Source organism: Pseudomonas sp. GW823-FHT01D03 (assembly GCF_058798255.1).
In genome coordinates, this window is record NZ_JBXAKK010000001.1 from 5,270,338 (window position 1) to 5,282,229 (window position 11,892).

The following is an 11,892-nucleotide window of genomic DNA, read 5'->3' on the forward strand; positions in this document are numbered from 1 at the left end:
AATTTCTGGAACCTAATTCCAATAAAACCCAGCTGCGGAGCTTTGCCTGATGCCTGCCGAACTTCCCGAAATCGACTGCGACGTTCTGGTCGTCGGCTCCGGTGCCGCCGGTTTATCCACCGCGGTCACTGCCGCGTGGCACGGACTGAAGGTCATCGTGGTTGAAAAAGATCCGGTGTTCGGTGGTGCTACTGCGTGGTCCGGCGGCTGGGCATGGGTGCCGTGCAATCCGCTGGCTCGGCGCGCCGGCATCGTCGAAGACGTCGAGCAACCGCGCACGTACCTGCGCCATGAACTCGGCGAGCATTACAACCCGGCAATGGTCGACGCTTTCCTCACTGCCGGGCCGCACATGGTGGCGTTTTTCGAACAGCACACTGCTCTGCAATTTGCCGACGGCAACGCCATTGCCGACATTCATGGCGATACGCCCGGCGCGGGCACGGGCGGTCGCTCGGTCATCGCGGCGCCTTACGACGGACGAAAAGTCGGACGCCTGCTCAGGCGCCTGCGTACAACAATGCGCGAAACGTCCTTCATGGGCATGCCGATCATGGCCGGCGCCGACCTTTCGGCGTTCCTCAATCTCAGCCGATCATTGAAAGCCGCGTGGCACGTAACCCGTCGCTTTACCCGACATCTGCTGGATCTCGCGCTACACGGCCGGGCCATGCAATTGGTCAACGGAGTGGCGCTGGTCGCAAGGCTGGCGAAGTCCGCCGAGGACCTTGGCGTTTTGTTATGGGAGTCGGCACCCGTGACCGAACTGCTGCGCGATGAAGCAGGGGTTTGTGGGGCGCTGGTCAACAGCGCCAAAGGCCCGATCCGCATTCATGCACGCAAAGCCGTGGTGCTGGCCGCCGGCGGATTCGCCAACGACGTCGAACGGCGCAGGGCGTTGTTTCCGCGCACGCCCACGGGTCATGAACACTGGGCACTGCCACCGCTGGCGGTGAACGGCGACGGCCTGCGCCTGGGCGAAAGCGTCGGCGCCACGGTCAACACCGACCTGGCGTCGCCCGTGGCCTGGGCGCCGGTCTCGCAAGTGCCGCATGCCGACGGCAGCATCGGCCATTTCCCGCACATCATCGAACGCGGCAAACCGGGAATCATCGGCGTACTGCGCAACGGCCAGCGCTTCGTCAACGAAGCCAACGGTTACTACGACTACGTCAGCGCCATGGTTGCCGCCACCCCTGAAGGCGAAGAAGTCGCCTCGTGGCTGATCTGCAGCCGCGCCTTTCAACGGCGATATGGTCTGGGCATGTCGCGGCCATTTCCCGTTCCGGTGTCCGGGTTTATCCGCAGCGGCTATCTGAAAACCGGCAACACCGTGGAAGAATTGGCCAGCGCCTGCGGCATCGACCCGAGCGGATTACGTCACACGGTGGATCACTACAACCTGCAGGCTCGCCTTGGCGAAGACCCGTTGTTCGGGCGCGGTTCCACGTCCTACAACCGCAAACAGGGCGATCCGGCGAACCTTCCCAACCCTTGCGTTGCCCCAATAGAGGCCGGCCCGTTCTATGCCGTGAAAGTCCAACCGGGCTGCTTCGGCACCTTTGCCGGGCTCAAGGTCAACCCGCATGCGCAAGTGCTCGATGCCCATGCCCGGCCCATCGCCGGGCTCTATGCCGCCGGTGGCGACATGGCCAGCATCATGGGCGGGCACTATCCGGCGGGTGGAATCAACCTTGGCCCCGCGCTGACTTTCGGCTACATCGCCGCCCGGCATATCGCCGGCATCACTGCTTTCGAACAGGAGATCGACCATGCAGCACATCGTTAACGCCCAGGGTTTGAACATGCCGAAACTCGGCCTCGGCACCTGGCCGATGCTCGGCGACGAATGCACCCGTGCCGTCGAGCAGGCCCTGGAACTCGGCTACCGGCACATCGACACGGCAGCGGCCTACAACAACGAAGACGCGGTCGGACAAGCATTGGCGAACACACCGACACCCCGCGAGCAGATTCATGTCACCACCAAGGTCTGGTGGGACCAGTTGCAACCCGACGCCATGCGCCACTCGATGGAACGAAGCCTCAAGGCTTTGTGCAGCGAGTACGTCGACCTGTTCATGATCCACTGGCCGAGTACCGATTGGGATCTGCCGCGCACTCTCGACACGTTGGCCTCGTTCAAGGAACAGGGTCTGGCACGCAACATCGGTGTGGCGAATTTTCCGCTGCCGCTGCTGCGCACAGTCGTCGAGGAATATGGAATTGCGCTGTCAGCCATTCAGGTCGAGTACCACGTCCTCCTCGGCCAGAACGCCCTGCTCGACTACGCGCGCCAACACGATCTGGCACTGACGGCCTACACGCCATTGGCGCGTAACAAAGTCTCGGAGATTCCACAGATTCAGCAGATCGCGGAAAAACACGGCGTGCTGCCGACTCAGGTGGCGTTGAAATGGCTGCTGGATCAGCCCAACGTCGCGGCGATTCCCAAAGCCAGTAGCCGCGCCAATCAACTGGCGAACCTGGCTTCGCTGCAGGTTGAACTGGACGCTGAAGACCGCGCGCTGATCGCCGCCCTGCCGAAGAATCAGCGTCAGGTCAGCCCGGATTTCGCCCCGGTGTGGGACGCCTTCGATCGCTGACGCACAGCGCGCCGAGAGAAATCCGCCAACGGATTGAATTAGTCGCCCACACGCTCGTCAATAACAGGCCCGCCCTCGTCACCCGAGGCCGGGCCTGTTTGCGTGTACGCCAATAGACGGACGACCGGACTGGCGCCACACTCCCACACCAGCAACACTCATCACCACGAACAGAAAAGAGGATTCCCACATGCTATGGAAAAAAGGCCGACGCAGTGACAACGTCGTCGATGCCCGTGGCGATGATAGCGGCGGCGGTGGTGGCATGCGGTTCGGTGGCGGCAAAGGCCTGAGCCTGGGGGCGATCCTGCTGATCGTCGGCATCGGCTGGATCACCGGGCAGGATCCGTTGCAGATCCTCGGCCAGCTCACCGGGCAAATGACCGAACAATCGGCACCGGCCTCGACGCAAACCCGTCAGGCGCCACCGGTCAACGACCAGCAGGCCGAATTCGTGCGTTCGATCCTCGGCGATACCGAAGACACCTGGGGTGCGATTTTCCAGCAGGCCGGGCGCCAATATAAGGATCCGACCCTGGTGCTGTTCAGCAACCGCGTGAACTCCGCCTGCGGCCTGGCGACTTCTGCCACCGGCCCGTTCTATTGCCCGGCGGATCAGAAAGTCTATCTGGACATGGCGTTCTTCCAGGAAATGGCCCAGCGCTTCAAGGCCGCCGGCGACTTCGCCCAGGCCTACGTGATCGCGCATGAAGTCGGCCACCATGTGCAGACGCTGCTCGGCGTCTCGGCGAAGATTCAGACGGCTCGTCAGCAAGGTCGGCAGATGGAAGGCGACGGCGGTTTGCTGGTGCGTCAGGAACTGCAGGCCGACTGCCTCGCCGGCGTCTGGGCCTACAACGCGCAGAAGCGTTTGAACTGGCTGGAACCGGGCGATATCGAAGAAGCCTTGAACGCGGCCAACGCCATCGGTGATGATCGCCTGCAACAACAGGGTCAGGGCCGTGTGGTGCCGGACTCGTTTACCCATGGCACGTCGGCGCAAAGGGTGCGCTGGTTCAAAACCGGTTTCGCCCAGGGCCAGGTCGGCCAGTGCGATACCTTCGCGGCGAAAAACCTGTAAATGCGCAAATGGCTTCTGGCTTTACTGATCATCGGCGGCAATGCGCACGCGGCAGGCGTCGATGCCATCAGCCCCGGGCGCCTGCAATTCGAGGCCGGCGAAATGGCCGTCGGCATCAGCCCGGCACCGGAAAAAATCGAGCGGGTGCTGATCGTCATTCACGGTCGTCTGCGCAACGCCGAGACCTATCGCAAGAGTGCCGAGCGCGCCACCGGACTGGCCGGACAAACCGCGCACACGCTGGTGATCGCGCCGCAGTTTCTCAATGAAAGCGACGTCGCCCTGTATTCCCTGCCCAACACCCTGCTGCGCTGGAACGGCAACGAATGGATGGGCGGCGGGTTATCCACAGGGCCGAATCCGCTGAGTTCCTACGCCGCGCTGGATGAAATCGTCGCCCGGGTCAGCGACCGCAAGCAGTTTCCGGACGTGCAGCAGATCGTGATTTTCGGCCATTCCGGTGGCGGTCAAGTGGTGCAGCGTTATGCCCTGCTGGCCAAGGAGCAACCGGCGCTGAAGGCCAACGGCATTCGCCTGCGGTACGTGGTGGCCAATCCGTCGTCGTACGCGTATTTCAACGAACAACGGCCGGTGGCGTTCGATCATGCACAGTGTCCGGGATTCAATCGCTGGAAGTACGGGCTGGCAGACATGCCGGTCTACGCCGGTGGGCAAACGCCGTTGCAGCTTGAGAGCAGTTACATCAAACGCGAGGTGATTTATCTGCTGGGGCAGCAGGACACCGACCCGCAGCACCCGGCGCTGGACAAGAGTTGCGCCGCCGAGGCGCAAGGCGCGTATCGGCTGGAACGCGGCAAACTGTTTTTCGGCTACCTGCTGCGCCGCCATCCGGAAGGGGTCAATCAGCGGCTGGTTGAAGTGCCCGGGGTCGGGCATAACGGCGATGGGATGTTGACATCGCCGGAGGGGCTGAAAGCGCTGTTTGATTAATGACTTGTGGTGACTGTTGAGGCGCCATCGCGAGCAGGCTCACTCCTACAGGGGAAACGCATTCCAATTGTAGGAGTGAGCCTGCTCGCGATGAGGCCAGATCAGACAATAAAGAACTCAGGCCAAAAGCATCCGCCGCAACTCGACACAATCCTGCGCATGCCAATCCGTCAGTTCCGGCCACGGGTTGTCCGGCAGATTCACCAGCACCGTCCGCGCCCCGGCCGCCCGCCCGCAATCCAGATCGAAGCGGTAATCACCGACCATCACCATCTCGCTGGCCGGCACGCTCCAGGCCTCGGCCAGTTTCAGCAAGCCACCGGGATGCGGCTTCGGCGGTGCTTCGTCACGGCCCAACACATCATCCACGGCGAAGCAGTCGGACAGGCCAATTGCTTCAAGCGTCACATGCGCCAGCTCGCGCGCATTGCGCGTCAGTATGCCAAGCCGATAGCCGCGCCCGTGCAGGTCGCGCACTAGCTCCACCGCACCGGCCGCCGGTTTCGAGCCCAGCGCCAGATCGCGCTCATGCTCCAGCAACCACGCGTGTTTCGCTGCGGCTTCATCAGCAGGCAGCGCCGCGAGATGGGTGAGAATGTCGTCCTCGGGCGGAATTGCCAGCGCCACGCGGATCGCCGCAAAGTCATGCACGGCGATGGTCAGGGTGCCGTCCATGTCGAACACCCAGTGCTTCACATCGCTCAGGCTCATGCCCAATCCTTGCGGTGACGAATCAGGCCTTCCTGGGTCACCGATGCCACCAGTTGCCCGGCGCGGTTGTACACGCTGCCACGGGAGAATCCACGGGAGTTGCCGGCCCACGGGCTGTCCATCGCATAGAGCAACCAGTCATCGGCCCGCAGATCGTTGTGGAACCACAACGCATGATCGAGGCTGGCGACCTGCATGTCTTTCTGCCAGACCGACTTGCCGTGCGGCAGCATCGAGGTGGTCAGCAGACCGAAGTCCGAGGCGTAGGCCAGCAGGTATTTGTGCAGCGCCGGAATGTCGGCCAGTGCACCGTCGGCACGGAACCACACATACTTCACCGGATCGGCGGGCTGCGGGTTGTACGGGTCTTTTTCAGTGACCGGGCGCACTTCGATCGGTTTCGGGCACAGCAGTTTTTCGCGCATGTGCTCGGGGATCAGGTGCGCGCGTTGCTGGGTCAGCTCCAGCTCCGACGGCAGGTTTTCCGGGCCGACCACCACTGGCATCTGGCTCTGGTGCTCGAAGCCTGCCTCGTCATACTGGAACGACGCGCTGCAGGTAAAGATCGGGTGCCCCTTCTGAATGGCCGTGACCCGCCGGGTGCTGAAACTGCCGCCGTCACGCACGCGATCCACCGAGTACACCACCGGCAACTTCGCGTCGCCCGGGCGCAAAAAATAGCCGTGCATCGAATGCACATGACGCGCCTCTTCAACCGTCTGACTGGCCGCCGACAGCGACTGACCGAGCACCTGGCCACCGAACAACTGACGGAAACCCAAGTCCTGGCTGCGGCCACGGAACAGGTTTTCCTCGATCGGCTCCAGGGTCAGCAGGTCGACCAGATCTTCCAACACTTGGCTCATTCAGACTCTCCTCACACAACGCTATGCCGCGCAGTCTTGGCTGCGGCGGCCCATTCAGGTTCTGGCGCGAGCCATTGTCGCGCCATTGTAAACGTCCGTGTCGGCTTAGCCATGCAAGGTCTGCAGCCATTGCTCCCGGGTGATGCGGTACAACAGATGCCGACGCAACGGGTGATCGACGGCAAGTTTGGGGTGATCGAAATCATCGGCCGGATCGTGATGCATGCCAATCGCCTGCATGACTTTCTCCGAAGGCAGATTGCTCTGGGCGGTGAAAGACACGATTTCCTTCAGCGATAACCGGTCAAAGCCGCAACGCAGAGCGGTCCAGGCCGCTTCACTGGCATAGCCCAGGCCCCAATGCTCGCGGGCCAGACGCCAGCCGATTTCCACCGCCGGGGTGAACGGGGCATCGAAACCGACCACACCCAGGCCAGTGAAACCGATGAACTCACCGCTGTCCTTGCGCTCCAGCGCCCATAATCCGAAACCGTGTTCGGCAAAATGTCCGCGCACCCGCCCAATGAGCGATGCACTTTCCAGACGGCTCAAAGGCTGTGGAAAGTAACGCATGACCTGCGGATCGGCACACATCGCCGCAAATGCCGGCAAATCCTCGTCCTGCCATTGGCGCAGCAGCAATCGTGCACTTTCCAGTTGCAGTATCGGCTCCATCGTGCCCCTCCGTTTCCATGCCGCAAGTCTACATCGCTGGTAGGATCCTTCACTCTTTCCATCGTTCCTACATGAAGTCGCCATGCCACTGCCGCTGATCTATCACGAAGACTACAGCCCCGAGTTTCCGGCGGATCACCGCTTTCCAATGGACAAGTTCCGCTTGCTGCGCGATCACCTGGTCGACAGCGGCCTGACCCGCGACGCCGACCTGCTGCGTCCCGAGATCTGCCCCAACGACATCCTTGCCCTGGCGCATGACCGTCGCTATATCGAACGCTACATGAGCGGCGAGTTGTCCCGCGAAGACCAGCGGCGCCTCGGCCTGCCGTGGAACGAAGCCCTGGCGCAGCGCACGGTGCGGGCGGTCGGCGGCTCGATTCTGGCGGCAGAAAAAGCCCTGGAGCACGGTCTGGCCTGTCATCTCGCCGGCGGCACCCATCACGCCCACTACGACTACCCGGCCGGGTTCTGCATTTTCAACGACCTGGCGATCATCAGCCATTACCTGTTGCAAAGCGGCCGGGTGAACCGGGTGCTGATCTTCGATTGCGACGTGCATCAGGGCGATGGCACCGCGCGGATCCTGCATGACACCCCGGAGGCGATCACCGTTTCCCTGCATTGCGAAAAGAATTTTCCTGCACGCAAGGCCGAAAGCGACTGGGACATTCCGTTGCCCAAAGGCATGGGCGATGGCGACTATCTGCAGGTGGTGGAGGACACCCTCAACTACCTGCTGCCACTGTATCAACCGGACCTGGTGCTGTACGACGCCGGGGTCGATGTGCACAAGGACGACGCCCTCGGTTATCTGCAGCTGACAGACGAAGGCGTCGCCGCCCGCGATGAAAGCGTGATGCGCCATTGCCTGGGCCGCGACATCCCGGTAGTCGGCGTGATCGGCGGCGGCTACAGCAAGGATCGCCACGCCCTCGCCCGCCGCCACGGCATCCTCCATCACAGCGCACAACGGGTCTGGACGTCACACGGTTGTCACTAAGCTGTGCTTCGTTACCCACAATGGCTGTGGAACGGCCTGTGGATAACCTGAGCGAAAGGGACTACAGACCATATCGAACATGGCCTGCAGCACGATGGTTGTTTTTTAACCACATACTGAATTCACCTCGATCTCTTTGTAGGAGTGAGCCTGCTCGCGATGGCGGACCAACATTCAGCACTTATGTCGCCTGATAAACCGCCATCGCGAGCAGGCTCACTCCTACAAAGGTCTGCGCTGTTAGAATGCGCGCCTTATCCCGCCATACCGCAGCGCACGCCATGACCCAGACCTCCGCCCCCTTCCCCGCTCACGTCGCCATCATTGGCGGTGGCCCCGCCGGCCTGATGGCCGCCGAAGTGCTGAGCCAGGCCGGCGTGCGCGTTGATCTGTACGACGGCATGCCCTCAGTGGGGCGCAAGTTCCTGCTGGCCGGGGTTGGCGGCATGAACATCACCCACTCCGAGCCTTACCCGGCGTTCCTCGCACGCTACGCCGAACGCGCGCCGCAGATCGCGCCACTGCTGCGCGGCTTCGACGCCGATGCGTTGTGCCGCTGGATTCATGATCTGGGTATCGAAACCTTCATCGGCAGCTCCGGCCGGGTATTTCCCACCGACATGAAAGCCGCGCCGTTGCTTCGCGCCTGGCTCAAGCGCCTGCGCGACAGTGGCGTGGTTATCCACACCCGTCATCGCTGGATCGGCTGGGATGAACACGGTGCACTGCGCATCAGCAGCCCCGACGGCGAAATCACCGTCAAACCCGACGCCACCCTGCTCGCCCTCGGCGGCGGCAGTTGGTCGCGCCTGGGTTCGGATGGCGCGTGGATGCTGCCCCTGGAGCAAAAAGGCGTAGGACTGGCGCCGTTGCAGCCGAGCAATTGCGGATTCGAGGTGCAGGCCTGGAGCGAATTGCTTGTCAGCAAATTCGCCGGCGCACCGCTGAAAAATGTCGCCATCGGTTTGAACGACGATATCCCACGCTTGGGCGAATGCGTGATCACCGCAACCGGGGTCGAAGGCAGCCTGATCTATGCGCTGTCGGCACCGATTCGCGAGGCAATCAACGCGCATGGTTCAGCCACGGTGCACATCGATCTGCTGCCCGGCCGACCTGTGGATAAATTGCAGGCAGCGTTGAGCAAACCGCGCGGCTCGCGTTCGATGGCCAAGCATCTGCACAGTCAGGTCGGGATTGATGGGGTGAAAGCGGCGTTGTTGCGGGAATTGACTGACGCGGCAACCTTCGCTGATCCGACGTTGTTGGCGCGGGCGATCAAGGCGTTGCCGCTGACGTTGGTGAAAGCGCGGCCGCTGGATGAAGCCATCAGTAGCGCCGGTGGCGTAACGTTTGAAGCGATGGATGAGCGCTTGATGCTCAAGGCGTTGCCGGGGGTGTTTTGTGCAGGCGAGATGCTGGATTGGGAGGCGCCAACGGGCGGATATCTGCTGACGGCGTGTTTTGCCAGCGGGCGTGCGGCGGGATTGGCAATGTTGGAGTGGTTACAGAGTAAGGGCTGAAGACCGCGGCGCGCCCTTCGCGAGCAAGCCCGCTCCCACAGAAGGTCTGCATTTCACTGGAGACCAATGTGGGAGCGGGCTTGCTCGCGAAGGCGCCTTTACAGACAGCGCATCAAATCAAGGCTTGCGCTTGCGTGGCCCGGTATTAAATACCGGCACTTTACGCACAGGCTTGATCGACGGCTCCGGCGCCTGGGTGTCACCACTGTCGACCCACTTGCCCAGATTGCGCTTGCCGCCACCGCCGCCGGACGTTTTCGGCTTTTTCGGTTTCTTCGGCTTCTTGATCACCTGACCGCTGGCATCGGTATCCGGCACGCGGTGCTCAGGTTCGAAGTCCGGCTCGTTCTGGCGCTTCAGGGTCTGACGCGTGAGCATCTCGATCGCCGAGAGCATGTTCACTTCATCGGCACACACCAGCGAAATCGCCTCACCGGTCGCACCGGCACGGCCAGTACGACCAATGCGATGAATGTAATCCTCGGCCACGATCGGCAGGTCGAAGTTGACCACCAGCGGCAGGTCTTCGATGTCCAGACCACGGGCCGCGACATCGGTAGCCACCAGAATCTGCACTTCACTGAGTTTGAAACGATCCAGCGCACGCTGACGGGTCGCCTGCGGTTTGTCGCCGTGGATACCGTCGGCGTTCACACCGAGGCCCTGGAGTTTTTCCACCAGCGCGTCCACTCCATTGCGGGTTTTGGCAAACACCAGCACCTGCTTCCACTTGTTCTTGCGCATCAGGTGCACGAACAGTTCCGGCTTGCGCTTCTTGTCTACCGTCACCACCCACTGTTTGACGGTGTTGGCCGCGACGTTGCGCGGGCTGACTTCAATACTCAGCGGATCGTTGAGCATCTGGCCGGCCAGCAGTCGGATGTCATCGGAAAAGGTCGCGGAGAACAACAACGTCTGGCGCTTCTTCGGCAACGCACGGTAGATGTTCGCCAGCTCTTCGGAGAAGCCGAGGTCGAGCATGCGGTCGGCTTCGTCGAGCACCAGGGTTTGCAACTGATTGAATTTCAGCGCGTTCTGACGGAACAGGTCGAGCAGACGGCCCGGGGTCGCCACCAGCAGATCGACGCCGCCGCGCAGCTTCATCATTTGCGGGTTGATGCTGACGCCGCCGTACACCGCATAAGTGCGCAGTGGCAGATTTTCGGCGTACTGGCGCACGGATTCGTGCACCTGCTCGGCGAGTTCGCGGGTCGGCACCAGAATCAGCGCGCGAACCGAGTTGGCGGTGACTTTCGGCCCTTCCATGGCCAGCAACTGCAGCAGCGGCAAGGCGAAACCGGCGGTCTTGCCGGTGCCGGTCTGGGCCGCAGCCATCAGGTCGCGACCGGCCAGCACGGCCGGAATGGCTTGCGCCTGAACCGGCGTTGGAGTCTGGTAGCCGAGCGTCTCGAGGGAGCGCAGCAAGGGTTCGATCAGGCCAAGGGTGGCGAAAGTCATGGGAGTACCGTAGGAAAATTCAGCGCAATTGTGCGACACGAGTGTGCAATGGCGCGCAGTTTACCCTAATTCACACGCTGTTCTGCTGGAACGGCGGTCTTCGGTGGCTCCGCGACGAGCGGCTGCGCCGGCCGCCGCCACTGCGGCAGACCGATCAGCACCACGGCACTGATGATCACCAGCATCGCCAGCGCCTCTTCCATGCCGATGGTCTCGCCGACAAACACGATCCCCAGCAACACCGCCACCGCCGGGTTGACGTAGGCATAGCTGGTGGCCGCCGCCGGACGCACGTGTTTGAGCAGGTACATGTAGGAATTGAAAGCGATGATCGAGCCGAAGAAGATCAGATAACCCAGGGCCAGCCAGCCCTCCATCGGTGGCAAGGCTTGCAGGTGCTCGCCGCTCACTGCGCTGCCGATCAACAGCACCACCCCGCCCACCAGCATCTCCACGGCACTGGCCATCGCCCCTTGCGGCAGCGGCAGGTGCTTGCTCCACACCGAACCGAACGCCCAGGTCGCCGCCGCAAAAATCAACAGCGCCGCGCCCATCGGACTCGATTGCAGGTTGGAACCCATGTTGAGCATGGCGATGCCGACAATCCCCAACGCCACCCCGGCCCACTCCAGGCGAGTATTGCGCGCGCCCCAGAAATACCCGAAGAGCAACGTGAACAACGGCACCGTCGCCACCGCCAGTGCCGCCACGCCGGAAGCCACCCCCGTGTGTTCGGCGACGCTGACCGCGCCGTTACCGAAGCTGAGCAGCAAGATCCCGATGATTCCCGCCGCTTTCCACTGCGCCCAGGTCGGCGCCGGTGCCCCGCGCCAGCGCAGGAAGGCGTACATCAGGCTGCCGGCAATCACGAAGCGCACCCCGCCAAGCATCAGCGGTGGCCAGTATTCGACGCCAAGGCGGATCACCAGATAGGTCGATCCCCAAATCACGTACAGCGCAAAAAACGCGGCGATCAGCGGCAGAGAAAAACGGCGCAAGGCAGGCATGGGCAGCTCGA

Annotated in this window: 11 protein-coding genes; 6 read left to right on the forward strand and 5 right to left on the reverse strand. The window is 62.4% G+C overall.

Annotated elements, in window-relative coordinates:
* Positions 1-49: 49 nt before the first annotated feature.
* The 4 genes from AC1RBR_RS23335 (at position 50) to AC1RBR_RS23350 (ending at position 4,638) form a co-directional block, all read left to right on the forward strand.
* Entirely contained in the window at positions 50-1,789 is a 1,740-nt protein-coding gene (locus tag AC1RBR_RS23335) for an FAD-dependent oxidoreductase (RefSeq protein ID WP_492566774.1), read from the forward strand.
* Positions 1,773-2,606 carry an aldo/keto reductase gene (locus AC1RBR_RS23340; RefSeq protein ID WP_492566775.1) on the forward strand — a complete coding sequence of 278 codons (834 nt, stop codon included), beginning with the start codon at positions 1,773-1,775 and terminating at the stop codon, positions 2,604-2,606. Before AC1RBR_RS23335 ends, AC1RBR_RS23340 begins: the two co-directional genes overlap by 17 nt.
* 190 nt (positions 2,607-2,796) lie before the next feature.
* On the forward strand, positions 2,797-3,687 hold the full coding sequence (gene ypfJ, locus AC1RBR_RS23345) for a KPN_02809 family neutral zinc metallopeptidase (RefSeq protein ID WP_204895964.1): 891 nt from the start codon (positions 2,797-2,799) through the stop codon (positions 3,685-3,687).
* Positions 3,688-4,638, forward strand: coding sequence for an alpha/beta hydrolase (locus AC1RBR_RS23350; RefSeq protein ID WP_492566777.1), 951 nt, complete (start codon positions 3,688-3,690; stop codon positions 4,636-4,638).
* 117 nt (positions 4,639-4,755) lie between these two features.
* Here AC1RBR_RS23350 and AC1RBR_RS23355 read toward each other — a convergent pair whose 3' ends face one another.
* The 3 genes from AC1RBR_RS23355 to AC1RBR_RS23365 all read right to left on the reverse strand — a co-directional run bounded on the left by AC1RBR_RS23355 (position 4,756) and on the right by AC1RBR_RS23365 (position 6,890).
* A complete protein-coding gene (locus AC1RBR_RS23355; protein ID WP_492566779.1) occupies positions 4,756-5,349 on the reverse strand; it encodes an HAD family hydrolase in 594 nt (197 codons plus the stop codon).
* Complete coding sequence (gene tesB, locus AC1RBR_RS23360) at positions 5,346-6,215, reverse strand: acyl-CoA thioesterase II (RefSeq protein ID WP_003228466.1); 870 nt, start codon at positions 6,213-6,215, stop codon at positions 5,346-5,348. The genes AC1RBR_RS23355 and tesB overlap by 4 nt, the downstream gene beginning before the upstream one ends.
* A 105-nt stretch (positions 6,216-6,320) precedes the next feature.
* On the reverse strand, positions 6,321-6,890 hold the full coding sequence (locus AC1RBR_RS23365) for a GNAT family N-acetyltransferase (protein WP_095139254.1): 570 nt from the start codon (positions 6,888-6,890) through the stop codon (positions 6,321-6,323).
* A gap of 82 nt (positions 6,891-6,972) precedes the next feature.
* Between AC1RBR_RS23365 and AC1RBR_RS23370 the strand changes: the two genes are divergently transcribed.
* Both AC1RBR_RS23370 and AC1RBR_RS23375 read left to right on the forward strand, forming a co-directional pair.
* Positions 6,973-7,893 (forward strand): histone deacetylase family protein, encoded by a 921-nt coding sequence (locus tag AC1RBR_RS23370; RefSeq protein WP_492566781.1) that lies wholly within the window; start codon positions 6,973-6,975, stop codon positions 7,891-7,893.
* 281 nt (positions 7,894-8,174) lie between these two features.
* A complete protein-coding gene (locus AC1RBR_RS23375) occupies positions 8,175-9,416 on the forward strand; it encodes a TIGR03862 family flavoprotein (RefSeq protein WP_492566783.1) in 1,242 nt (413 codons plus the stop codon).
* 117 nt (positions 9,417-9,533) lie between these two features.
* On the opposite strand, the gene rhlE1 is transcribed toward AC1RBR_RS23375, so the two are convergent.
* Together rhlE1 and yedA are read right to left on the reverse strand one after the other, a co-directional pair.
* The gene (gene rhlE1 / locus AC1RBR_RS23380) at positions 9,534-10,874 is read right to left on the reverse strand and encodes an RNA helicase RhlE1 (protein ID WP_115986815.1); all 1,341 of its coding nucleotides are present in this window, start codon (positions 10,872-10,874) and stop codon (positions 9,534-9,536) included.
* 65 nt (positions 10,875-10,939) lie between these two features.
* On the reverse strand, positions 10,940-11,881 hold the full coding sequence (yedA, locus tag AC1RBR_RS23385) for a drug/metabolite exporter YedA (RefSeq protein WP_456017991.1): 942 nt from the start codon (positions 11,879-11,881) through the stop codon (positions 10,940-10,942).
* Positions 11,882-11,892 lie beyond the last annotated feature (11 nt).